This window comes from Mucilaginibacter sp. GW822-FHT03E02, assembly GCF_058801545.1.
The window spans coordinates 483,149-507,485 of the sequence record NZ_JBXANJ010000002.1; the positions used below are offsets into that span (position 1 = coordinate 483,149).

A 24,337-nucleotide genomic window follows, 5' to 3' on the forward strand; every position below is an offset into this window, starting at 1 on the left:
ATTCGGATATAGTTTCAATATAGATGCTTTAAGGTGTTATATTGTTACAGTGCGTTTAAAAGATAGTTTACACCTGGCGGTTGTAAGCAGCAAAAACATTTTGCTTAAGTGCTAAAACGATAAACTTACCATACCTAACGTACCCGCAAATAAAACAGCCTGCCCCTATTCAAACTTAAAGGGCAGGCTGCACAAAATACCGATATGGGGTTACTGTTACTCCAGGGTGTTTACTCCTTTAATGGTGGTTTTGGTTTCCTGGTGCATATCAAATACAGTTACACTGTTTTTTCCTTTAAGCAGCCAGTTTGCCGGGCAATACAAGTGGAACTGAGGCCCAACATTCCAGTAGCGGCCCAGGTTGTGGCCGTTTACCCAGATAACTCCTTTTTTAAAGTTACTAAGGTCAAGGTAGGTATCAGCCACTTTGTTTAATTCAAAGTTACCTTTAAAGTATACACCGTCGTGAAATCCTTCGGGATACTTACTGGTTAAAAGGGTTATGAATTTTTCGTCCATAGGAAGTTTAAAAATCTGCCAGTTGGTAAGGGTCATGCCATTAAGGGTAACGCGGTCGGTAATACCCTTACGGTCAATCATGTATTGGGCGAAGTTTATGTGGCCCATATTCTCTACCAGGATATCCAGTTGAGGATCTTTCACATCCGATTTTGGCAATTTGATAGTCCACTTGCCACCATCGCGATAAACGGTATCAACCAATTTGCCATTTAATAAAACAAGCGCGTAATCGTGAGGCTCGGTAATGGTAAGGCTGCCGCTTTTATGGCCAATAAGTTTTGTACGGTACAATATAAAGCCGCTATACTGGCCAAGGGCTTCCATGGGTACCGGTTGCGGCGATTTAACGGCCGCAGGCAATTCTTTCCAAACGGTGGTAAAAGGCGCCATATCAAATGCCGGTATTTCTGCAGTTGGTATCAATTTTGGAACCTCCGGTATTTTGTACTTTACATATTTAGCAATCAAATTGCGCAGTGCAAAGTATTTGGGCGTTGGTGCTCCCTGCTCATTTATAGGGGCATCATAATCATAACTGGTAACATCGGGCTGAAACTGGGTGGGGCTAAACGCGTTTGCTCCCGCATTATAGCCAAAGTTGGTACCGCCATGTACTACATATAAGTTGAAAGAACGTTTATGTTCGAGCAAATAGGTTACCTCTTTCACAATGCCATCGGTACCAGGCTTTTGCCATTTTTCTGTCCAGTGCGTTAACCAGCCAGGATAGGATTCGCTGCTAAAGGCAGGCACATTGGGGTTTTGTTTGGCGGCCTGGTCAAAATCGGCATCACTGCTGCCGCTATCTAAGCCAATAGCTGCACCATCAACACCGCCGGCCTCCAGCATAAAGGCAGTTGGGCCGTCGGCAGTGTAAAATGGCACATTGATGCCATTAGTAACCCAAAGTTTTTTAAGTGCTTTAATATAATCCCGGTCGTTAGCATAGCTGCCGTATTCGTTTTCAACCTGTACCATCAGTATCGGGCCGCCGCTGGTGCATTGCAGGCCCTTTACCTGTTGCGACAGGGCATTTACGTATTTGGTTACCGCCGCCATATAGCGTGGATCCATGCATCGTATTTTAATATCGGGAATTTTTAATAGGTAAGGTGGCAGGCCGCCAAAATCCCACTCGGCGCAAACGTACGGGCCGGGGCGCAATAGTACCCACATCCCCTCCTGTTTGCACATGCTGATAAATTCGGCAATATTCCTGTTTTCGGTTGTAAAATCGAATACACCCGGCTGATGTTCCAGGTAGTTCCAGAAAACGTAAGCAGCAATGGTATTACAACCCATGGCCTTTGCCATTTGGATGCGCTGGCGCCAGTACATTTTGGGAATCCTTGCCGGGTGCATTTCGCCACTGATGATTTGGAATGGTTTGCCATCAAGCAAAAAATCAGTTTTGCTTAACGAGAAAACATGCTTTTGCTGCGCACCGGCAATACCTGCAGATATGATGAAAAGAAATAAAAGGAGAGTTTTTTTCATGTGTGATGTAAAATAAATTTATAGCAAGCCTGCCGTGCCACAAATTTAAAATAACAAATGTTTTTTGATCGGCCTTACACAAACGTTTGTGTGTTGGTTTATTGGTTCATGTTCATTGATCTTTTCCGGCGGAGCGTAACTAATTATCCCCCACTTTACAACTCAGCCTGTTCTGTAAAATGTGGCAACGTAAACCGGAAACAGGTGCCTTTGTCTACCTCGGTATCTACGTTGATTGTACCTCCATGAGCGGTTATAAAATCCTTTACCAGTAAAAGGCCCAATCCGCTGCCTTTTTCCATATTGGTGCCTAAAATGGAGGTCCGGCCGCCATTGCCAAAAAGCATCGCTTTGGTGTCTTCAGACATCCCTATGCCGTTATCGCGAATGCAAATCTCTACCATGCCGGCCTCCATACAGGCAGCAACCTTTACAGCGCCGCCGCCATGAGGTGTGTATTTTATAGCATTGGTTACCAGGTTTTGCAACACGGAGCGAAACATCAGGGTATCAGCCATAATATAAATATCATCGGTAACCTCATTTTCAAGGCTGATTTCTTTTTGATTAGCTGTTTCGCGCAACAGGTCAAGCGATTCATTAATGCCATGGGCCAGGTGCAGCTTTACGGGCTGGAAACTTGTTTTCTCGCGCTGATTTTTGGCCCATTCAACCAGCTCATTCAGCTGGCTAAGTATTTTGTTCGAAGTGCGGTTAATGATGCCCGATAACAGTTTAATCTGCTCTGGTTTTAGCTTATCGGCGTCCCTTTTTAAGTTTTCCGACGAGGCCAGCAGCGATGTTAAAGGGTTGCGCAGGTCATGCGAGATTACCGACAGGAACTTATCTTTTGATAAGTTAAGGGCCTTTAGCTCATGGTTTAGGTTCTCCAGTGCGATGGTGCGTTCAAGTACGCGCTGTTCCAGTTCCTGGTTAAGCAGGATGAGGTCGTTATTAATCAGCTGCAGTTTTTCTTCCTGCTGTTTCAGCAACCGGTTTTTTTGGTATAATTCGGTAAATACCGCCACTTTTGACCGCAGAATATCCGGGTTGAAAGGCTTCCTTACAAAATCTACCGCTCCGGCTTTGTAGCCCTTAAAAACGGCGGCTTCTTCATAATCATGCGCCGTTATAAAAATAATGGGAATCCGCCGCAGCTTATCCCGCTGATAGATAAGTTCGGCGGTTTCGTACCCATCCATCATAGGCATCTTCACATCCAGCAGGATAAGCGAAAAGTCATCCTCCTTCAGCAGGATCCGGAGCGCCTCACGCCCTGAGGTAGCGGTGGAAAAAGCATACTGATCTTTTTCCAGCACTACCCTCATCGATAGCAAATTATTTTCGTTATCATCCACCAACAGGATCTTAATGATACTGGTGTCGTCCATTTTGTGCTTATAAGTACTTTGTTACAGATATAATTATTTAATCAGCCACACCCGCATCAGGGACAGCAGCTGATCTGTTTTTACCGGTTTGGTGATATAATCTGATGCGCCCGAGGCGATACATTTCTGCCTGTCGCCAATCATGGCCTTGGCCGTAACCGCTATTATCGGCAGGTTTTTATTGCGCGCCTCTTTGCGGATGATCTGTATCGTTTCGTACCCATCCATTTCCGGCATCATGATATCCATCAGTACTATATCAATGGTTTTATCCTTATTTAATATTTCCAGTGCCTCGCGTCCGCTTTCGGCAGTTATTGCCTCTATTTTTGATCTTTCAAATACGGCCGTCAATGCAAAAAGGTTGCGCACGTCGTCATCAACAACCAGTACTTTTTTACCGTCAAGTATATCGGCCTGGTTGCGCACACTGTCAATCATTTTCAGTTTGCTCTCGCTGATGTATTTTTTATCAACATGCAGCAGCACCAATATCTCTTCTAAAAGGTAAACGTGCGACGAAGATGTTTTAGCGATGATCTTATGATTAAGGCGTTTAAGCTGAATCAGTTCATCCTGGGTAAAATCACGTGCAGAATGCAGGAGGATGGTGGTTTGCTGCTGCTTTAACAGGTTTATCTTATTGATCAGGTCGAGCCCGTTAGCATCGGGCAGTACAAAATCCATGATGATACAATCAAACATCTCTTTTTTAAGTACCGACAATGCCCTTTTAGCCGTACCGGCGCCCACAACCTCTACCCTGTCGCTTGATAACAGTTCAGAAAGCCTGTTAAGCTCGCTTTCGTTATCTTCTATCACCAGCACCCGTTTTTTGGTATGCTCGTGGAAGCTTACGATACCGGTAATTAAATCCTGTAACGATGTATTTGACAGTGGTTTCAGGCTGAATGATTTAGCGCCCAGCTTATGCGCCATTACCCTGTTATCCTCTCCCGATATTACGTGTACCGGGATGTGCCTTAAAGTAATGTCGCTCTTAAGCAATTTCAGGATCTTCCAACCGTTTGATTCGGGCATGTTCACATCAAGCGTGATGGCAATCGGATTGTATTTGAGGATGTTATCAAAAATCTCGAGGTAGCTTATTGCTACCAGTACTTTTATACCCATATCATGGGCTTTGTCTATCAGGATCTTGGTAAAGCGAAGGTCGTCCTCAACAACCAATAATACCCTGTCTTCGGCTACAATGTTGTGGCGGTCATCATCTATTACCATGTCGGCGGTTTCGGCAAGGTTGGTACGCAGGTGCGATACCGAAAGGTTTTCCTTAATTTTTAATACCGGCGTTTTCTCTTCCTGATATTTTAACGGCAGGTAAAGGGTAAATGTACTCCCTTTGCCCAATTCGCTGCCCACGGTAATCGTTCCGCCTAACAGTTCAGCAAAGCCTTTACTGATGGATAAGCCAAGGCCGGTACCGCCATATTTACGGCTGGTTGAACCTTCGGCCTGCTGAAATGCTTCAAAAATGATCCCCTGCGTATTTTTAGAGATCCCGATCCCCGAATCCTCGATAGAAAAGGCGATTACTTCGCCAGGCAAGCCAATTGGGTTTTCATGACCCGCCGCAGGGCGGAAAATATGAAGTTTAACCCGTCCTTTTTCGGTGAACTTAAACGCGTTGGAGAGCAGATTTTTGAGGATCTGGTTAAGGCGCTGCATATCGGTCTCCATCATTTCGGGCAGGGTTTCCTCTACTTCGATCTCAAACTTCAGGTTTTTAGCTTCTGATATCGGTTTAAAGGTTGACTCAGCAAACGAGGCTATTTCTTTAAAGCTAACCGGCATCACATCGGCTGCTATTACGCCCGATTCAATCTTCGACAGATCGAGGATATCATTAATCAGCTGGATAAGGTCGTCCCCGCATGAATGGATGGTTTTGGCAAACATCCGCTGCTTTTCGGTAAGGTTACCTTCGGGGTTTTCAAACAACTGCTGGGCCAATATCAATAAGCTGTTAAGCGGCGTGCGCAACTCGTGCGACATATTGGCAAGGAATTCCGACTTGTACTTAGAGGTAAGCGTAAGCTGCTCGGCCTTTTCCTCCAATGATCGGCCTTTATCATGCAATTCGTCGTTCGCCCGTCTTAACTCTTCCTGCTGTGCCGAAAGCTCGCTGGCTAATGACTGCGATTGGCTCAATAATTCCTCGGTACGGGTATTGGTTTCAATGTTGTTCAACACGATACCGATACTTTCGGTAAGCTGATCGAGGAAGTCGATATGGGTATCGCTGAAGTTTTCAAACGAAGCCAACTCGATAACTGCTTTTACATTATTTTCAAACAGTACCGGTAATATCACCAGGTCGATAGGCGCCGCATTGCCTATGCCCGAACTAATTTGTAAATATTCATTTGGTACATTGGCAAGCCTGATCCTTTCCTTGTCCGTAGCGCACTGCCCAACCAGCCCCTCGCTCAGCGAAAACTCCTGGTTGATGAGTTTGCGGCTCTTTTGGGCATAACCTGCAAAAAGTTTCAGTTTGGGCTCGTCCGCGGCTTCGGGCTGCTCCAGTATATAAAACGCGCCATAACGGGCATTCACCAGTTCGGCAAGCTCCGATAGTACTTTGTTGGCCACTGCGTTCCGGTCGCGCTGTCCCTGAAGCATTTGCGCGAATTTGGCTAAATTTGATTTTAGCCAATCCTGTTCGTGGTTACGTAAGGTTGTCCCTTTCAGGTTGGCAATCATCTGGTTAATGGTATCCTTCAAAGCTTCCAGCTCGCCTTTGGCTTCCACACGTATGGTACGGGTAAGGTCACCCTTGGTTACTGCCGATGCTACTTCAGATATGGAGCGCACCTGTACGGTAAGGTTTTGTGCCAGCTGGTTTACGTTTTCGGTCAAATCCTTCCAGGTACCCGAAGCACCAGGCACGCTGGCCTGTCCGCCCAAACGGCCCTGCACACCTACTTCACGGGCTACGGTGGTTACCTCATCGGCAAATACCGCCAGGGTATCAATCATTTCGTTTATGGTATCTGTAAGCTGGGCCACCTCACCCAAAGCGTTGATCGAGAGGCGTTGTTTCAGGTTTCCTTTGGCAATACCGGTAGCCACCTTGGCAATACCCCGGATTTGCCCGGTTAAGTTGGATGCCATCTGGTTTACCGAGTCAGTTAAATCTTTCCAGGTACCGGCCACACCTTTTACGTGCGCCTGGCCACCCAGTTTACCTTCGGTACCTACCTCACGGGCAACACGCGTTACTTCGGATGCAAAAGAGTTGAGCTGATCCACCATGGTGTTGATGGTGTTTTTAAGGTCCATGATCTCGCCTTTTACGTCGATGATAACCGTTTTGGAAAGGTCGCCGCTGGCCACCGCCTTGGTTACCTCGGCAATGTTGCGCACCTGCGATGTTAAGTTACTCGACATCTGGTTTACCGAGTCGGTCAAATCCTTCCAGGTACCGGCAACGCCCGGCACAAAGGCCTGGCCGCCAAGGTTACCATCGGTACCCACCTCCCGCGCCACACGCGTTACTTCGGACGCAAAACCACGCAGCTGGTCAACCATCGTGTTGATGGTTTCTTTCAACTGCAGAATCTCGCCCCGAACGTCAACCGTAATTTTTTTAGATAAGTCGCCGTTTGCAATCGCAATCGATACGTCGGCAATATTTCTTAATTGCGCGGTAAGGTTACCGGCCATTTTATTTACCGAGTCGGTTAAATCTTTCCAGGTACCATCCACACCCGGCACATTGGCCTGGCCGCCAAGCTGACCTTCCGAGCCTACCTCGCGCGCCACGCGGGTTACTTCGGATGCAAAACCGCGCAACTGGTCAACCATGGTATTGATCGTATCCTTCAGTTCCAACAACTCGCCCTTAGCATTTACCGTAATTTTCCGGGAAAGGTCACCCTTGGCCACTGCCGTGGTTACCTCGGCTATATTACGTACCTGCGAGGTAAGGTTATCGGCCATTTTATTTACCGAGTCGGTTAAATCCTTCCAGGTACCGCCTACACCCGGCACATTGGCCTGGCCACCCAACTGTCCCTCCGAACCTACCTCACGGGCTACACGCGTTACTTCCGAACCGAAGGAGTTCAGCTGATCCACCATGGTATTGATGGTGATCTTCAGTTCCAGCATTTCTCCCTGTACGTCAACCGTAATTTTTTTGGATAAGTCGCCTTTGGCCACCGCGGTGGTTACTTCGGCAATGTTACGTACCTGCCCGGTTAAGTTACCGGCCATCTGGTTTACCGAGTCGGTCAAATCCTTCCAGGTACCACCTACGCCCGGCACATTGGCCTGGCCACCTAACTGACCTTCGGAACCCACCTCACGGGCCACACGGGTTACCTCCGAAGAGAAAGAGTTAAGCTGATCCACCATCGTATTGATGGTATTTTTCAATTCCAGCAACTCGCCTTTGGCGTCCACCGTAATTTTTCGTGAAAGGTCGCCCTTGGCCACGGCCGTGGTTACACCCGCAATATTACGCACCTGGTCGGTAAGGTTACTTCCCATCTGGTTTACCGAGTCAGTCAGGTCTTTCCAAACACCACCTACTCCTTTCACCCTTGCCTGGCCGCCCAGTTTACCCTCGGTACCTACCTCGAGCGCCACACGCGTTACTTCGGATGCGAAGGAGTTGAGCTGATCCACCATCGTGTTGATGGTTTTTTTCAGCTCGAGCATTTCGCCTTTTACGTCTACCGTAATTTTTTTAGAAAGGTCGCCATTGGCCACCGCGGTGGTTACACCGGCTATATTACGTACCTGCGAGGTAAGGTTACCCGCCATACGGTTTACAGAATCTGTTAAATCTTTCCAGGTACCGGCAACACCAGGCACCTTGGCCTGCCCGCCCAGCTTACCTTCGGTACCTACCTCAAGCGCCACACGGGTTACCTCAGATGAAAAAGAGTTGAGCTGATCTACCATGGTATTGATGGTATTTTTGAGCTCCAAGATCTCGCCTTTAGCCTCTACCGTGATCTTGCGCGAAAGGTCGCCCTTGGCCACAGCCGTGGTTACTGCCGCTACGTTACGCACCTGGGCCGTTAAGTTACCGGCCATCTGGTTCACCGAATCGGTAAGTTCGGCCCAAACGCCTGCTACACCTTTAATTTTGGCCTGCTCGCCCAGCTTACCTTCCGAACCTACCTGCCGGGCTACACGGGTTACTTCCATGGAGAACAGCTGTAGTTTAGAAAGCATCTGGTTTGATTCCTTAGCTATGCGCAAAAACTCCCCTTTTAGCGGATGGCCTTTGATCTCTAATGGGATATGTTTAGATAAATCTCCGTTGGCTACGGAATTAATCATCCCCGCAATTTCCAGCGTAGGCGAAGTAAGATCTTCTATAAGGTTGTTTAATGAATTTACACCGCTGGCCCATTCACCTTTGGCATCCGATAGTTCGATACGTTTGCCCAGGTTACCCCTTTTTCCGATGGTTTTCTCGGCAGCAGATATCTCGGCCACAAACCGCTCATTCATGTCGATAATATCGTTGAGCACTTCGCAAATGCGGCCGTTGATGCCGGCCTGGGTTACCGGCATGCGCACATTAAGCCTGCCCCCTTTAACAAGTGACAGTACTTTAAGTAATTCTTTAAGGTCAAGGGTCTCGGTGTCAGCCTGTGTAACGCCGGCTTCATTCAAGATGTTTTCTAAAATGTCGTCCTTCATGAGAAGAGTTAAATTGTGATCAGTTTAATTAAAATAGCTGTTACATAAACAACAGGAAACAACGCATGGTTAAATCCGGCATAGTAAAGATAAAAAAGCGACAGTAAATTTCTAAACGGTTAAGGCTAAAATATTTAAAAAGAAAATATTTTTCAGGTATAATAAAGCATCGGCAATTAGACAGCAAATAAAACAAATATTCAAGAAATTGTTTTAAAATTTGTTTTTTTTGACGCAATTTTTTCGCCGCACGAAAGGCTATAAATACGGGCACAATGCCCTTACTCTATCTTGCTGATTATCACGTGAAACGCTCTGAAAGGGGTATTGGCGTATATCGCATGGCGGCGAAGACTCACCCCGGCTACGCTACGCTGGCCGACCCTCTCTCCGGCTGGCGCCGCAAAGAGGGTCGAGAAAATAAAAATGATCTTTTAGCCCCTCTATGCGCGAAGCGGAGAGAGGGGCAGACGGGCGTAGCCTCGTCGGGGTGAGTCGTAGCCAGCGTTCAAACGAATATTTGTGTAAATACCATTACATGATGAGTAGATCCGCAGCACTCACGTTTTTTAATAGCTTCCCACTATAAACCAAAAATCATTTTTGAATTTTGATTTTTGAATTTTGACTTAATGTTTCCCCGAAGAACATCTAATATCATAACTTTATAACCGAATACATCAACCAGCCACCAATTACATTATTTCATGAGCCAATCTAACAGTACACCCGGCAATTGCCTGCTTTTACAATTTGTTATAAACTGCTTTGTTATTACGCTTTTAATACAAACAATATCATTTGCATCCTATGGTCAAACTTCGGTTTCGAAAAACAACGATGCAACCACACCCTTACATCTGCTTAAGCCGGCCTACATAACGCCATACGGAGAAACCAAGCAAGCCGACGTTAAAGCCGTGCTGGATAAAGTATACCATTACCTGGATGAGGTTACCCCCTATCAGCTCATTGACAAACCGGGCGGGCAGGCAATTAATAATTTCGCCAATGTAAACGCCAATAGTGTTTTTGCAGCCGGCGATTTCAGGCTAATCAGCTATGAATGGGGTGTAACTTATACAGGAATGCTGGAAGCCGGCGCAGCAACCGGGGATAAAAAATTTACAGAATACACCGTAAACCGGTTGAGTTATATTGGTACCGCCGTTGCCGCGTTTAAAGCTTACGTCAAAACATCCCCTCAGGCAGTAACACCTGTAAAATCAACCATTACACCCGAAGCGCTTGACGATGCAGGATCAATGGCCGCGGCGATGATCAAAGCTGTAAAAACCGGGGCCGTAAAGACAGATTTACGGCCGATAATTGACAACTACATCAATTATATCCTCACAAAACAATTTCGCCTGGCCGATGGAACGCTGGCCCGCAACAGGCCACACCCAAATACCTTATGGCTTGACGATATGTACATGAGCCTTCCGGCATTGGTACAAATGGGCGCGCTTACCGGCGACAGAAAGTATTTTGACGAAGTTGTGAAGCAATACCAATTATTCAGTAAACGAATGTTTAACCCCGAACGCGGATTATATATGCACGGTTGGGTGCAGGATATGGACCCGCACCCCCAGTTTCATTGGGCCAGGGCAAATGGCTGGGCTATTTTAACAACTATTGAATTACTTGATGCCCTGCCGCAGGACCATCCCGGACGAGCGATTTTATTAGAAATGCTAAAAAAACATGCAGCAGGCCTTGCGCAGCGCCAGGACGCAACCGGTTTTTGGCACCAGCTGCTTGACCGGAACGATTCGTATCTTGAAACTTCGGCAACGGCAATTTATGCCTATTGCTTTGCAAGAGCTATTAACAAAGGATGGCTGGATGCCAAAGCTTACGGTCCTGCGGCGCTGCTCGCCTGGAACGCGGTGGGTACAAAAGTAAATGACAAAGGCCAGGTAGAAGGCACCTGCGTGGGCACTGGTATGGGGTTCGATCCTGCTTTTTATTACTACCGACCTGTTAATAACTATGCAGCACACGGTTATGGCCCGGTTTTACTGGCAGGGGCCGAAATTTACCGTATGCTGCAAAAGCATCCTTTTGTAATTAATGACAGTGCAGTACAGGTGCCGGATTAAATATACCCGGCAATACCTGATTATTGGACCATGTTAAACAATCACCCATGAAAAACTTTAAGGCAATCATCCTGCTGATCATACTAATTAACTTTTGCGCGATTTTTTCGCCTTATGCACAAGGCGTCAAAGCAATTGAAACAGATGTTTGTGTATATGGCGGCACCTGTGCCGGTGTAATAGCGGCGTACACAGCAAAAAAAATGGGCAAAACTGTGGTATTGGTTGAGCCGGGAAATCATTTGGGCGGCATGACATCAGGCGGCTTAGGCTATACCGATATCGGCAACAAATATGTGGTTACCGGCCTGGCCAGGGATTTTTACCGGAAAATTGGGCAACATTACGGAAAATTCGAGCAATGGATATTTGAACCAAAGGTGGCCGAAGCCATTTTTAACCAATACGCCAAAACAGCAGGATTTACCGTTTTATTGCAAAATCGCCTTATCAAAGTAAATAAGAGCGGCAACGTGATAACCGGAATGGTAGTTGAAAATTCATTGAAACCTACAACGGCAACCAATATAACAATTAGAGCAAAAGAATTTATTGACTGCACCTATGAAGGTGATTTGATGGCCCGTTCGGGCGTTTCTTACACCGTTGGGCGGGAAGCAAACAGCCAGTACCATGAAACCATCAACGGCGTTGAATTAATGGATGGGCACCAGTTTCCCGACGGCATCGACCCATATAAAATACCCGGCGACCCGAAAAGCGGTTTATTATGGGGGATATCTGAAACAAGTTTACAGGCAACCGGCTCGGGCGATAAAAAAGTACAGGCTTATAACTTTCGCATTACGTTAACAAACGCACCTGAAAATCGGATAGACATTGCAAAACCGAAAAACTACGATCCTCAAAAATATGAATTGCTGCTTCGCTTGAAGGAAAAAGCCCCGTGGAAATCAATTAACGATGTGCTTATCATAAGCAAAATGCCTAATGGGAAGACTGACATTAATAATAAGGGTGGTTTTTCTACCGATATGATAGGCATGAACTGGGATTACCCCGAAGCTGATTATCAAAAACGGCTAAAAATCCAGAAAGAGCATGAAACCTATACCAAAGGCTTTCTATATTTCCTTGGTAACGATCCGCGGATACCGGCTAACATCCGTAATGAAATGAAACAATGGGGCTACCCAAAAGATGAATATACAGATAATGGAAACTGGACTCCCCAGCTTTATATCAGGGAAGCCCGCAGGATGACAGGACAACTGGTGATGACCCAGCAATACTGCCAGGGAAAAGAGGTCGCCAATGATGGTGTTGGCATGGCGGCCTATACCATGGACTCGCATAATTGCGACAGGCAGGTGGTTGATGGCATGGTTAAAAACGAAGGCAACGTTGAAGTGGGAGGTTTTGGCCCCTACCCGGTTTCGTACCGGGCCATTGTTCCCAAACCGGCAGAGGCTTCAAATATTTTAGTGCCGGTTTGCCTTTCGGCTTCGCACATTGCTTACGGTTCCATCCGCATGGAACCCGTGTTTATGGTATTAGGTCAATCGGCTGCCGTTGCCGCCTGCCAGGCTATTGACAGAAAAATACCCGTGCAACTGGTGGATGTTACAGCGGTGCAGAAGCTATTGAAAAGCAATCCGCTTGCAGATGGCAGCACGCCCGAGGTATTGGTTGATAATGATGATACCGCTCACGTTCAAATCACCGGGGATTGGAAGGTTGCACAATCTGGCGGTTACGGCCCAACTTATTTTATTGATACGGCCAATACAAGCGCGTTCAGCTCGGTTAAGTTCAGGCCGGATATTGTTAAAAGCGGCGGCTATAATGTTTACGTTTATTTCCCAAAAACTAAAAACGGTTCAGCAAAAACACACATCACCATTTTTGACGGAACAAGTACAACTGAAAAAATAATTGATCAGGCAGCTATCCGGGTTGAAGGGCAAACATCTGGCGAATGGGTTGCTTTGGGACCATACAATTTATCAAAAAGCAAGCAGGCTTACGTAGAAATCTCCAACAAAGATGCCAACGGGGCCACAGTTGCAGATGCCGTGCTTTTTGTACCGGCAAGGTAGCTGGAGGGGTAACAAATTATCAGTTACTGTTTATCAAGGTTATTTTTTCAATCAATGTAGAGACACATAATTGTGTCTCCCGCATGCAAATCACACATGCAAATCGGCCTTGCAAAGCCTGAATGTCCTGGGGGAGACGCAATTATGCGTCTCTACAGCCCCATTTGCAACAATGTCATAACAGTTACTGCTTCAAATATTTGTTCAACGCCAAAGTATTGAACGACCTGATTCCCTGGATCGGTTTTTGCATTTAACTATGCACCCAGTTCAAAAGTGTGGGTAACATCAGTTCCCAAATAGGTCGCCTTTACTTTGCTTTGCCCTCCGTTTCGTAATCATCGGCTATCATTTTATTTAGATCGATGAAATAAGTACCCGTTTCTTCGCCTATTTCACTGGCCCATTGGCCGTAGCTGTCTTTATTCCTGTGGCCGGCAAACTTGCCCTCCTTCCAAAAATTGCGCGGTACAGGCGAACAAATAATCGGCGTAGCGCCTTTGGCCTTTATATCAGCAATGTACTTGCGCATATACCAGCCGCAGGTATGTACCACCTCCTGTATTTTCCTTACCGGGTTGTATATTTCCTGTTCCTCGGCGCCAATGCCTTTGATGGTCCCGTGCGTACTGCGGCCGGCCATCGCATGGTTCTCAATATTGATCTTCGCCAGGTTAAAATAGTTTGGAATAATACTGCCCCAACCCCATGTTTCCTTATCGCTGTTGCGGGTTGTGGAATCCCCGGTGAGGTACAGTGTTGGTTTTTGCTGATTAACAAACGCCAGGGCTGCGAAAGCTACAATTAACAGGATAAAAATGGATTTTAATGGTTTTATCATGATATAACTATTTAATAAGCAAATATTTAACCGGCCTAAGGGTAACCGGCCCAGCCAAACCAGATGGCTTTGGCTGCCAGTTTATTGCGGTAAAAAGCCCATCCGGGCCTTTGGATCCGGGGCTATGTGACTGAAAATTAGTATTATAGAAGATCCTGTAGGGGATATTCCTTTTATCCATATCTATAATGCGGTTCACCATCAGGTTGGCTACTTTTACCTGTAACTGATTGACCGACCTTAACTGTACAGAAGGTATAGTAACCGTGTATTGCGGACCTATAAGTGTAACTAACTTTTTACCGTTGAGATAAACTTCGGCACTTTCATGCACCTTGCCCAGATCCAGCTGCCAGGCTACCGCATTTAGGGTTGGCTTTTTAAAAGTGATTGAATAACTCCCTGTTCCCGAGAACGCTTTAAATTCATCGCCCCCTAATGCCGTCCATGATTTAAGGTCACCGGTTTTTACCGGTTGCGGCAAGGTTGGGCCGCCCTGGGTAAACGCAAGCGCCCATATGCCATTTACATTTACCGGTTTACCTGCAAGCTGGTAATATTTATAATTTGCGATATTAACTTTTGAAGGTAACGTTTGCAAAATGCAGCTTTGCCCGGGCTGTAGTTGCAGGTAAACACCGGTTTGGCCTTTGCCTTGTTTCCGGCTGCCGGCCAACCCGTAAATTTTGGTCATCGGATCAAATACCACTACTGATGCTGCATCAACGGATAACTCTACCCAGCCATCTACCGCTTTATCGCTATTATTGGCGATGAAATAGCTGTTGCCATTTTTGTAGGTTCTGCGTACAAATTGAAGGCCATCATCGGTCATTCGCTCCCTGTTTATTCCCGCGGCATCCAGCAGGGGCATTATATCATCGGCAATTAAAAACCTTCCTTTGCCTATAGCAGCCGTTTTAACCCCATTGGCCCCCGGGGTAAAGTTTAACCCGGCCTGTAAATCCTTAAATGCTTTTTCGCGCTCATTTAAACGGGCATATCCAGGCACATCTAACGGCAGGTTCTTATACACCACCACTGTTGCTCCTGCCTTTGCCAGATCCATTATTTTACCGAATGTTTCCAGCGGGATATACCTGCAATCGGGCAGCAAAATGGTTTTGTAACTGATTCCACCGGTGGCGATGTGGGCGCCGGTGGCTTGCAGTGCCATTATCTGCTTGTCTGATATAAAATCAAAAGTGTAGCCCTTTTTCAGCATCTCCTGGGTTGAGTTTTCAAAACCTGTACCGCTAAAATCGGGTTTCATGGCATCATAATGCTTAAGTAAACCTTTTTCGCCGCGTTCCGAAAAGCTATCGAACAAAGGATAATAAACCAGCACATCATTATCCGGCTTGCCCTGTTGCAGAAACGACTGGCAATTGGTTATGTATTGGTTAAGAGTTGAAAAGTCGTTCCAGAATGGATTGGTCTGGTTAAAATGTACTTCGGCATAAAACAACCAACCGGGCCAGGGGGCATCCTTTGGTGAATAGCTGATACCATGATAAAAAATATGGTTAACGCCGCCTACAAAATATTCATCAATAGCCTGTTTAACATCGCCTAATGACGACAAAAAATGATCATTAAGCCAGGTTGCCGACTCGGATGAAGCCAGCGGTTTACCTGTAACGTGTGCCGCCGAGGTAGCAAACTTGAATCGCAGGATATCATTCCCCTCGGTTTCAGGAATATCAATAGCCGCGTAAAGATCCAGTATATTGGATGGCGAACCGTGCGATTGATTACGGATTAAAGCACCTTTTGATTTACCCCACTCATGCCAGGGTTTGGTAAAATTGTCAAGCAACAAATCGGATATAGTTTGGCGGTAATCGCACAATATCCTGTTATTGTTTTCTTTGTCGTCACTACCAAATAAGGCCGGTAAATGATCCCGAAGATCATAGCCACGGCGCTTAATAAACTCATCAAAAAACTGTGGGGTAAAATTTGATTGCCCGCGGGCGTCGTCTACCTCGTACGAGTCGTTAAAAAACGCGCGGATAGCACTTACATCCTGGCCTTTGAATGCCTGGTTAAACCTATCCATGTAATGATCCAGTGCCGGTTTCGAAAAATGATCAATCACATAACCTTCGCCACCGGGAGCGGCCCGCTCCACCATTTTACCATGCCATCCCATAAAAAGCGCATATAGCTTCCAGTTACCGGCAGGTGCGGTCCAGTTCAGTTTGCCATCGGCCTCAACTTTATCGGTCAGGTTCAGGGCCTGCCCTTTGCCATCGTAGGCCATTAAAACAGTGAGTGGTATGCGTTTTTCAAATCGCACCTGGTCAAGGCCCATCAATTGCAGGTTTTTATTACTGCTGATGGGCTCAATTAGGTCGGTGATCTTTGGCGCCTGGCCGTCGGCCCGTACCAGGGGCTGTTGTACAAACACAACAGGTTCATTTAATTTATCCCCGCCCTTCAGGTCATAATTTTTCCAGAAGAGTTCCTTACTCGCATCCTGATCTGTTACCCAGGGGCCGCCGAAAGGCCAGCCTGTGGCGTTGGCCAGGTCAATACCCATATCCAAACGTTTAGCCTCCTGCAGTGTATATTTCAGCATATCAACCCATTGTGGCGACAAATAAGGTATAAACTCACGCTCGTGTCCTTTAACGCCGTAAATAGGCGTTATTTCCATTCCGCCTAAACCGGCGTCATGGTAGCTTTGCATATTCCAAGCAAGGTCCTTTTTATTTACCGCGCTGCCTTCCCACCACCAGCGGGCCCAGGGTTTGGTTTGCCTGGTAACTACAGGCCATGTTACCTGCGCGGTTGCGGCCTCGGCACTTATTAAAAGTACTAAAACAAGGGCTATTTTGAAGTTTTTGTTGAATACTGACATGTAGATTTATTTATTGGGCAATTTCGACGCGTAAACGCCAGGAGCTTCAAAATATCTAAATACTTATGGCAGATAAAAAACTTCTTTTAACGGGATGCTTACCGGTGAGTTATCAGGATTGCTTTCCATAATATCGCCCATATAGGCCCACCATTTTTGCATAACGGCCTCTGCTGGTAAGTTATCCAGTAAAGTCTTGTCGGCTACTTTCAAAACACCTATCAGGCTGTTGGTTTCCTCATCAAGGAAGATGGCATAATCGCTTATCCCCGCATCTTTTAGCAGCGCCGATAATTCGGGCCATATTTCATCATGCCGTTTTTTGTATTCCTGCTCGAAGCCGGGAAAAAGTTTCATTTTAAATGCTACGCGATCCATAGGTAAATGTTAAAAGGTTAAGTACGGCAATTGGTTGTTGATGTACGCTTCGTCTAAAAATGGCCTATATATTTAACCAGACTTGCGCTTTGCCAAAATAAGTATTCTTTCTTCAGTTAACAATCCCGAAGCATCCTGATTAACTAACGAAAAGTTTTAACCTCCCACATATTAATTCTTATTTTCGCCCATCTTATATGTCTATGTCAGAATCTATCTCCACCCCTGTCCAACCCAACCTCGTAGAAATCGTCTCCAAATATATCCTGCTCGAAGTAAGCCGGAAAGCCCTTAAAGGTAAATGCCCCTTCCACAAAGACCAGGCTACCTCATTAATGGTTTACGAAGAAAAAAATATGTTTCAATGTTTTGGCTGCGGCAAAGGCGGCGGCCCGATAGAATTTGTGATGGCAATTGAAAATAAATCGCGCGAAGACGCTATCGGGCTTATCGCGCAGGGAAAATAAAGTCATCCGGCGTCGTGCCCCGTCCCCAAATTATTCGATTTATTGGCAGTTGCGTAAAAGTGTCAATTAGTTGCACAAAAGTTGAAATTAATTGGACTTTTGTGCCGTCTTTTTGGCATAATTTTGAGTATTTGTATATCGTTTTTACAGTATTTCATGGCACACCAGAATTAAATAGCGATAACGTTATTTAACTGTTTTTCAAATGGATGATAGCGGCCAGGCTACCTCAATTCTATTTAAATGTTATAATGTAAGTTTTTTCTTGGATAAGTAAAAATTTATGGCCTAATTTGCACCCAAATTAAAAACACAGTAATACCTCAAAAAAAATGAATCAACCAAGCTTAAATAAGCCCGCAACAAGAGCAACATTTGCTCCCATTGCCGCTGCTTTGGGTTCAACTGTTTTTTTATCCTGCCCTTCCCGACGAAGGCCCTATATGCCAAGGGTTTGAATTAATTTCCCGTACTAAACCCCTCAAAGATCTTATTAAACTTCTTTGTAAAAAAGCCATCTAATTATTAAGGCGATCAAAAGCCAATTAATTTAACGGTAATTATCTATTTAAATGACCATACAAGATTTTGATATTCAGGTTGCTACAGCTCAGCATGTAGATTATGCCACAATGATTTGCGATGAAATGGCCGAGTCGGCTAAAGCGCGCGGAACGGGTATTGCACAACGCTCGCCAGAATATGTTGCCAACAAAATGCTGGAAGGCAAAGCAGTTATCGCTCTTCATAAAGACGGTACCTGGGCCGGCTTCTGCTACATTGAAACCTGGAGCCACGGCGATTTTGTTGCCAATTCAGGCTTAATTGTTAACCCCAATTTCCGCAAAGTGGGTTTGGCAAAGGCGATTAAGCATGCTATTTTCCAGCTTTCGCGTAAAAAATATCCCGAAGCCAAAATATTCGGACTAACCACCGGGCTGGCGGTAATGAAGATAAACTCAGAAATTGGGTACGAACCAGTAACCTACTCCGAGCTTACGCAGGACGAAAACTTTTGGGCAGGCTGCAAAAGCTGCGTTAATTACGATATCCTGATGAGCAAGGGCCGCAAAAACTGTATGTGCACCGCCATGCTATTCGATCCGGCCGAAAAAATGAAGCAGGACGAGGAAAAAATGAAACGCATTACGCATAAGGCGACGCTGCTTGAAAGGATAGAAAATGCGATTAAGAAACGAATTCACCACGATTAACTTTTTAGGTAAAAGGCGAAAGGTTAAGGGCGAAAGGTAGAAAAGAAGAATTAAATGAGGGATTATAAAAAGTTAGATGTTTGGAAAAAATCACATTTGCTTACGAAGCAGGTGTATGCTGACATTTTACCTATAATGCCTATGGAAGAACGTTTTGCTTTAACCAACCAATTGCGCAGATCAACATACTCCATTCCTTTGAATATTGTAGAAGGTTGTGGAAAAAATACGGATCGTGATTTTGTTCATTATCTTGACAATGCTTTAGGATCTGCGCATGAAGTAGAATATACATGTTACCTGATTTATGACCTGGGATTTATATCAAAAGAAATTTATGAAAATACTAATACAGCAATAAACGAGATAAAAGCCATGTTAATTGGCTTCATAAAATTTTTACGGGGCGAAAACCTTTAACCTTTCGCCTTTAACCTTTTACCAAAAAATTACGAGGCGAGAACCTTTAACCTTTCGCCTTTAACCTTTTACCTCTAAAAAGAATGAAGAAAAAAGTAGTATTAGCATACAGCGGCGGATTAGACACCTCATTTTGCTGTATATATTTAACACAGGACCTTGGTTATGAAGTTCATTCGGTAATTGTAAATACCGGCGGCTTTAGCGACGAAGAACTAAAAGGGGTTGAAGAACGCGCTTATAAAATGGGCGTTACATCGCACCATGTGGTTGATGAGACTAAAAACTTTTACGACACCTGCGTTCGCTTTTTGATTTATGGTAATGTGCTAAAAAATAACACTTATCCGCTTTCGGTAAGTGCCGAGCGTGTTAGCCAGGCAACTGCTATTGCTAACTACGCCAAAGAAATTGGCGCCGAGTTTGTTGCCCACGGCAGCACCGGCGCAGGTAACGACCAGGTACGTTTCGATATGATTTTCAATATCCTGGTTCCGGAAGTTAAGATCATCACTCCTATCCGCGATTTAAAATTAAGTCGCGAAGAGGAAATTCAATACCTGAAAGATCATGGTGTGGAAATGAACTTCGAGAAAGCAAAGTATTCAATTAACAAAGGCATCTGGGGAACATCAGTTGGTGGTAAGGAAACTTTAACATCAAACTTAGGCTTACCTGAAGAAGCATGGCCAACCCAGGTAACCGAATCTGAAGTGAAAGATCTTGTACTTGAATTTGAAAAAGGTGAATTAGTTGGTATTAACGGTGAAAAATATGATCACCCAACCAAAGCCATCCAGGCTTTGCAGGCTATAGCGCAACCATATGGCATTGGCAGGGATATTCACGTTGGCGATACCATTATTGGTATTAAAGGCCGGGTGGGCTTTGAGGCCGCTGCACCAATGGTAATTATAAAGGCTCACCATACTTTAGAGAAACACGTGCTAACCAAATGGCAGTTATCATGGAAAGATCAGCTTTCTGCATTCTACGGTAACTGGCTGCATGAAGGGCAGTTCCATGATCCTATTATGCGCAATATGGAGGCTTTTTTAGCCGATACACAGTTAAATGTAAGTGGCAAAGTATTTGTACAATTAAATCCATACCGTTTCCAGGTTGTAGGTATTGAATCGGATCATGATTTGATGTCGAATAAATTTGGCAGCTACGGCGAAATGAATAACTCCTGGAGCGGCGAAGACGTTAAAGGTTTCTCCAAAATATTTGGTAACCAGGTAATGATCTATCATAAAGTAAACGGCGAAGGCAAATGATGAACGTAACCTTTTCAAAAGGAGAATGCCTGAAGCATTATAACTGGGGCGATGACTGCCACGGCTGGACTTTTATTGATACCGAAGCATTATCTGTAAAACAGGAGCTAATGCCGCCAGACACGGCCGAACAATTGCACTATCATGAAAAGGCAACTCAGTTGTTCTTCATTTTGAAGGGGCGGGCAACTTTCTCCATTGATGGAGAAACAACCGTTTTAAAACCCGAGCAGGGCATCGAAATATTACCGGGGCAAAAACACTTCATCAGCAACAATGATCAAAGTGACCTGGAGTTTATTTTATATTCATATCCATCAACAAATAATGACAGGATCAACATTAAATAAAATACGTGCAGGCATTATTGGCGGCGCGGGATATACCGGCGGCGAAATGCTGCGTATCCTCATTAACCACCCTAACGTTGATATTGCGTTTGTACATAGCAACAGCAATGCGGGCAATTATGTTTACGAGGTACATACCGATTTGTTTGGTGATACCGACCTGAAATTCGCCGCGGAGTTTAATACCGATATAGATGTGTTATTCCTTTGTGTTGGCCATGGTGATGCTAAAAAGTTTTTGGATGCAAACGAAATTCCAGACGAAGTAAAGATTATTGACCTTAGCCAGGACTTTCGTTTAAGTCAAAATTCAAAATTAAAAAGTAAAAACTTCACATACGGTTTGCCTGAGTTAAACAGGGAAACGATTAAAACGGCAGAAAACATAGCCAACCCGGGTTGTTTTGCTACTTGTTTGCAATTAGGATTATTGCCCCTTGCATCAAAAGGATTGTTAAACAACGAAGTACACATTACCGCGACTACCGGTTCAACAGGCGCAGGCCAAAGCCTGGCAGCCACTTCGCACTTTACATGGCGTAACGATAACTTATCTGTTTACAAGGTGTTTAATCACCAGCATTTGAATGAGATAGGGCAATCGTTAAAGCAGCTACAGTCTGGTTTCGATAAAGCCATCAACTTTGTGCCTTATCGTGGCGATTTTACACGCGGTATTATCGCATCAATATATACCGAAAGCGACCTTACAGAGAGTGAGGCTTTAGCACTTTACCAAAGTTATTATGACGGACATCCGTTTACGCATGTAACCAACAGAAATATCGATTTAAAGCAAATTGTAAACACCAACAAATGCTTTATTCAAGTACAAAAACATGGCAATAAAATATTCATTGTCAGTATTATGGATAATTTACTTAAGGGTGCCTCGGGCCAGGCAGTACAAAACATGAACTTAATGTTCGGACTGGACGAGCGCACGGGACTACGACTTAAGGCGGCTGCTTTTTAAGCTTAGGGCTAAAGGCAGTTGCCAACGATAAAAAGATCTGTTTCAGCAAACAAATAAGTCAACTAACAACGTTAAAGCCATGCTGATTGGCCTTATCAAACGCTAAGAAAACAAAGGCTTTCTGCCTTAAGCTTTTACCTTTAAGCTCAACGAAAATGAAATTATTCGACGTATATCCTATCAATCCAATAAATATAGTAAGGGGCCAGGGTAGCCTTGTGTACGATGCCCAGGACAACGAATACCTTGACATGTACGGCGGTCACGCTGTAATATCTATCGGGCACACACATCCCCACTATGTGAAGCGCTTAGAAGATCAATTGCACAAACTGGGTTTTTATTCCAACTCTATCGAAATCCCTATCCAAAAAGAGCTTGCAACCAAATTAGGTAAGGTATCAGGCAAAGAAGATTATCAACTATTCCTTTGCAATTCGGGTGCTGAAGCAAACGAAAATGCTTTAAAACTGGCATCGTTTTATAATGGCAAAAAGAAGGTTATCGCATTTACCAAGGCATTTCACGGCCGTACATCTTTAGCAGTTGCGGTTACCGATAACCCAAAGATTGTTGCCCCTATTAACGAAACCAACAATGTAATATTTTTACCCTGGGCTGATGAGGCTGCTTTGGCACAGGCTTTTGCCGATAACGAAATATCGTCTGTAATTATCGAGGGCATCCAGGGCGTTGGCGGTATCCAGGTAGCACCAGAAAGTTTTCTGCAAAAAATCCGGTCGTTATGCGATGAGTATAACGCTGTTTTTATAGCTGATTCTGTTCAATGCGGTTACGGCCGTACCGGTAAATTCTTCTCGCAGGATTTTGCCGGAGTTGATGCCGATATATACAGCATGGCAAAAGGAATGGGCAATGGTTTCCCTGTTGGCGGCATCATCATTTCGCCAAAAATACAGCCAGCTTATGGTATGCTGGGCACTACATTTGGTGGCAACCATTTGGCTTGCGCCGCCGGCTTAGCCGTGTTGGAAGTAATGGAGCAGGATAACCTAATGCAAAATGCTGCCACCGTTGGCGAGTACCTGATAAAGGAACTTAAAAAACTGGAGCAGGTAAAAGAAGTAAGAGGCCGTGGCCTGATGATTGGCATTGAATTACCAGAAGAATTGGCGCATGCACGTAAAGAGCTTTTATTTAAACACCATATTTTTACAGGCGAGGCTAAGCCAAACGTGGTAAGGTTGTTGCCCGCGCTGAACCTTACAAAGGCGCATGCCGATAGATTTTTGGAAGCTTTTGTAGATGTTTTAAATCAATAGATCGCAATATATAATAATCCCGACCGATGAAACTATTTTCTTCTGTAAACGACGTTACTGATATTGATGCCCTTGTAAAAGAGGCATTGGCGCTTAAGCAAAACCCTTATGCCAACCAGGAATTGGGCAAAAATAAAACCCTTGCATTGGTGTTTTTAAACCCAAGCCTGCGTACCCGCATGAGCACCCAAAAAGCGGCCCTTAACCTGGGCATGAACGTAATGGTGCTCAATATCGATAAAGAAGGCTGGGCACTGGAGCTTCGCGATGGCGTTGTAATGGACGGAACAACGGTTGAACATATCCGCGAAGCAGCGGGTGTTATGGGCCAATATGCCGATATTATCGGCGTACGTTCATTCCCGGGCCTGCGTAACAGGGAGGAAGATTATAGCGAAATGATATTCAACAAGTTTGTAGAGTTTTGCAAAGTACCGGTAGTGAGCCTGGAATCGGCTACCCGCCATCCTTTGCAAAGCCTTGCAGATTTGGTTACCATAACAGAATTAAAAACCACTGCCCGCCCTAAAGTTGTATTAACCTGGGCACCGCATATTAAACCGCTGCCGCAAGCCGTACCAAATTCATTTTCTGAGTGGATGTGCAAGGCCGATGTTGATTTTACCATCGTGCAGCCTAAAGGATATGAGCTTTGTGCCGATTTTACCCAAGGTGCAACCATCAGTTATAACCAGGATGAGGCCTTGGCTGGCGCCGATTTTATCTATGTAAAAAACTGGTCGGCCTATGAGCCGTACGGTAATATATTGGGTAAAAATGAGGAATGGATGCTGACCAACGAAAAACTGAAATTAACCAATGATGCCAAGGTGATGCATTGCTTACCTGTTCGCCGCAATTTAGAGCTGTCTGACGAAATTTTGGACGGGCCTAACAGCATTGTTGTACATGAGGCTGGTAACCGCGTTTGGGCGGCGCAGGCTGTGCTAAAGCAAATGCTGGAAAGCTTGTAGTTAGCTTTTATAGATGCACATATTTAGC

At 45.1% G+C, this 24,337-nt stretch carries 16 protein-coding genes; 10 read left to right on the plus strand and 6 right to left on the minus strand.

Annotation, left to right across the window (positions count from 1 at the left end; all coding sequences use genetic code 11):
* Positions 1 to 216: 216 nt before the first annotated feature.
* The 3 genes from AC1RM2_RS28715 to AC1RM2_RS28725 all read right to left on the minus strand — a co-directional run bounded on the left by AC1RM2_RS28715 (position 217) and on the right by AC1RM2_RS28725 (position 9,092).
* The gene (locus AC1RM2_RS28715) at positions 217 to 2,019 is read right to left on the minus strand and encodes a glycoside hydrolase family 35 protein (protein WP_492988595.1); all 1,803 of its coding nucleotides are present in this window, start codon (positions 2,017 to 2,019) and stop codon (positions 217 to 219) included.
* Positions 2,020 to 2,174: 155 nt separating this feature from the next.
* The gene (locus AC1RM2_RS28720; RefSeq protein WP_492988596.1) at positions 2,175 to 3,410 is read right to left on the minus strand and encodes a hybrid sensor histidine kinase/response regulator; all 1,236 of its coding nucleotides are present in this window, start codon (positions 3,408 to 3,410) and stop codon (positions 2,175 to 2,177) included.
* A 33-nt stretch (positions 3,411 to 3,443) separates the two neighbouring features.
* A complete protein-coding gene (locus tag AC1RM2_RS28725; protein ID WP_492988597.1) occupies positions 3,444 to 9,092 on the minus strand; it encodes a HAMP domain-containing protein in 5,649 nt (1,882 codons plus the stop codon).
* Positions 9,093 to 9,799: 707 nt separating this feature from the next.
* Between AC1RM2_RS28725 and AC1RM2_RS28730 the strand changes: the two genes are divergently transcribed.
* Both AC1RM2_RS28730 and AC1RM2_RS28735 read left to right on the plus strand, forming a co-directional pair.
* Positions 9,800 to 11,200 (plus strand): glycoside hydrolase family 88/105 protein, encoded by a 1,401-nt coding sequence (locus tag AC1RM2_RS28730; protein WP_492988598.1) that lies wholly within the window; start codon positions 9,800 to 9,802, stop codon positions 11,198 to 11,200.
* Between the two features lie 47 nt (positions 11,201 to 11,247).
* On the plus strand, positions 11,248 to 13,260 hold the full coding sequence (locus tag AC1RM2_RS28735) for an FAD-dependent oxidoreductase (protein ID WP_492988599.1): 2,013 nt from the start codon (positions 11,248 to 11,250) through the stop codon (positions 13,258 to 13,260).
* A 310-nt stretch (positions 13,261 to 13,570) separates the two neighbouring features.
* Here AC1RM2_RS28735 and AC1RM2_RS28740 read toward each other — a convergent pair whose 3' ends face one another.
* From AC1RM2_RS28740 to rhaM, 3 genes are all read right to left on the minus strand, one after another.
* Positions 13,571 to 14,101: an SGNH/GDSL hydrolase family protein gene (locus tag AC1RM2_RS28740; RefSeq protein ID WP_492988600.1), complete on the minus strand. Its 531-nt coding sequence runs from the start codon at positions 14,099 to 14,101 to the stop codon at positions 13,571 to 13,573.
* A 7-nt stretch (positions 14,102 to 14,108) separates the two neighbouring features.
* Complete coding sequence (locus tag AC1RM2_RS28745) at positions 14,109 to 16,967, minus strand: glycosyl hydrolase (RefSeq protein WP_492988601.1); 2,859 nt, start codon at positions 16,965 to 16,967, stop codon at positions 14,109 to 14,111.
* Positions 16,968 to 17,030: 63 nt separating this feature from the next.
* The gene (rhaM, locus tag AC1RM2_RS28750; RefSeq protein WP_492988602.1) at positions 17,031 to 17,345 is read right to left on the minus strand and encodes an L-rhamnose mutarotase; all 315 of its coding nucleotides are present in this window, start codon (positions 17,343 to 17,345) and stop codon (positions 17,031 to 17,033) included.
* A 203-nt stretch (positions 17,346 to 17,548) separates the two neighbouring features.
* On the opposite strand from rhaM, the gene AC1RM2_RS28755 reads away from it, so the two are divergent.
* From AC1RM2_RS28755 to AC1RM2_RS28790, 8 genes are all read left to right on the plus strand, one after another.
* Positions 17,549 to 17,812, plus strand: coding sequence for a CHC2 zinc finger domain-containing protein (locus tag AC1RM2_RS28755; RefSeq protein ID WP_492988603.1), 264 nt, complete (start codon positions 17,549 to 17,551; stop codon positions 17,810 to 17,812).
* 572 nt (positions 17,813 to 18,384) lie between these two features.
* Entirely contained in the window at positions 18,385 to 19,026 is a 642-nt protein-coding gene (locus AC1RM2_RS28760; protein WP_477362143.1) for a GNAT family N-acetyltransferase, read from the plus strand.
* A 54-nt stretch (positions 19,027 to 19,080) separates the two neighbouring features.
* The gene (locus tag AC1RM2_RS28765) at positions 19,081 to 19,446 is read left to right on the plus strand and encodes a four helix bundle protein (protein ID WP_439698073.1); all 366 of its coding nucleotides are present in this window, start codon (positions 19,081 to 19,083) and stop codon (positions 19,444 to 19,446) included.
* Between the two features lie 83 nt (positions 19,447 to 19,529).
* Positions 19,530 to 20,726 (plus strand): argininosuccinate synthase, encoded by a 1,197-nt coding sequence (gene argG / locus AC1RM2_RS28770; RefSeq protein ID WP_492988604.1) that lies wholly within the window; start codon positions 19,530 to 19,532, stop codon positions 20,724 to 20,726.
* Positions 20,723 to 21,076: a cupin domain-containing protein gene (locus AC1RM2_RS28775; RefSeq protein WP_492988605.1), complete on the plus strand. Its 354-nt coding sequence runs from the start codon at positions 20,723 to 20,725 to the stop codon at positions 21,074 to 21,076. The genes argG and AC1RM2_RS28775 overlap by 4 nt, the downstream gene beginning before the upstream one ends.
* Complete coding sequence (argC, locus tag AC1RM2_RS28780; protein WP_492988606.1) at positions 21,054 to 22,052, plus strand: N-acetyl-gamma-glutamyl-phosphate reductase; 999 nt, start codon at positions 21,054 to 21,056, stop codon at positions 22,050 to 22,052. The genes AC1RM2_RS28775 and argC overlap by 23 nt, the downstream gene beginning before the upstream one ends.
* A 155-nt stretch (positions 22,053 to 22,207) precedes the next feature.
* Complete coding sequence (locus AC1RM2_RS28785; RefSeq protein ID WP_492988607.1) at positions 22,208 to 23,335, plus strand: aspartate aminotransferase family protein; 1,128 nt, start codon at positions 22,208 to 22,210, stop codon at positions 23,333 to 23,335.
* 26 nt (positions 23,336 to 23,361) lie between these two features.
* Positions 23,362 to 24,309 carry an N-acetylornithine carbamoyltransferase gene (locus AC1RM2_RS28790; protein ID WP_492988608.1) on the plus strand — a complete coding sequence of 316 codons (948 nt, stop codon included), beginning with the start codon at positions 23,362 to 23,364 and terminating at the stop codon, positions 24,307 to 24,309.
* Positions 24,310 to 24,337: the final 28 nt, after the last annotated feature.

What these genes read in the sequence shown, in the direction of transcription:
- AC1RM2_RS28765 (WP_439698073.1), top strand. Translation starts at nt 19,081, where the DNA reads ATGAGGGATTATAAAAAGTTAGATGTTTGGAAAAAATCACATTTGCTT.
- AC1RM2_RS28720 (WP_492988596.1), bottom strand. Translation starts at nt 3,410, where the DNA reads ATGGACGACACCAGTATCATTAAGATCCTGTTGGTGGATGATAACGAA.
- argC (WP_492988606.1), top strand. Translation starts at nt 21,054, where the DNA reads ATGACAGGATCAACATTAAATAAAATACGTGCAGGCATTATTGGCGGC.
- AC1RM2_RS28740 (WP_492988600.1), bottom strand. Translation starts at nt 14,101, where the DNA reads ATGATAAAACCATTAAAATCCATTTTTATCCTGTTAATTGTAGCTTTC.
- AC1RM2_RS28745 (WP_492988601.1), bottom strand. Translation starts at nt 16,967, where the DNA reads ATGTCAGTATTCAACAAAAACTTCAAAATAGCCCTTGTTTTAGTACTT.
- AC1RM2_RS28735 (WP_492988599.1), top strand. Translation starts at nt 11,248, where the DNA reads ATGAAAAACTTTAAGGCAATCATCCTGCTGATCATACTAATTAACTTT.
- AC1RM2_RS28715 (WP_492988595.1), bottom strand. Translation starts at nt 2,019, where the DNA reads ATGAAAAAAACTCTCCTTTTATTTCTTTTCATCATATCTGCAGGTATT.
- rhaM (WP_492988602.1), bottom strand. Translation starts at nt 17,345, where the DNA reads ATGGATCGCGTAGCATTTAAAATGAAACTTTTTCCCGGCTTCGAGCAG.
- AC1RM2_RS28775 (WP_492988605.1), top strand. Translation starts at nt 20,723, where the DNA reads ATGATGAACGTAACCTTTTCAAAAGGAGAATGCCTGAAGCATTATAAC.
- AC1RM2_RS28760 (WP_477362143.1), top strand. Translation starts at nt 18,385, where the DNA reads ATGACCATACAAGATTTTGATATTCAGGTTGCTACAGCTCAGCATGTA.
- argG (WP_492988604.1), top strand. Translation starts at nt 19,530, where the DNA reads ATGAAGAAAAAAGTAGTATTAGCATACAGCGGCGGATTAGACACCTCA.
- AC1RM2_RS28755 (WP_492988603.1), top strand. Translation starts at nt 17,549, where the DNA reads ATGTCAGAATCTATCTCCACCCCTGTCCAACCCAACCTCGTAGAAATC.
- AC1RM2_RS28730 (WP_492988598.1), top strand. Translation starts at nt 9,800, where the DNA reads ATGAGCCAATCTAACAGTACACCCGGCAATTGCCTGCTTTTACAATTT.
- AC1RM2_RS28725 (WP_492988597.1), bottom strand. Translation starts at nt 9,092, where the DNA reads ATGAAGGACGACATTTTAGAAAACATCTTGAATGAAGCCGGCGTTACA.
- AC1RM2_RS28790 (WP_492988608.1), top strand. Translation starts at nt 23,362, where the DNA reads ATGAAACTATTTTCTTCTGTAAACGACGTTACTGATATTGATGCCCTT.
- AC1RM2_RS28785 (WP_492988607.1), top strand. Translation starts at nt 22,208, where the DNA reads ATGAAATTATTCGACGTATATCCTATCAATCCAATAAATATAGTAAGG.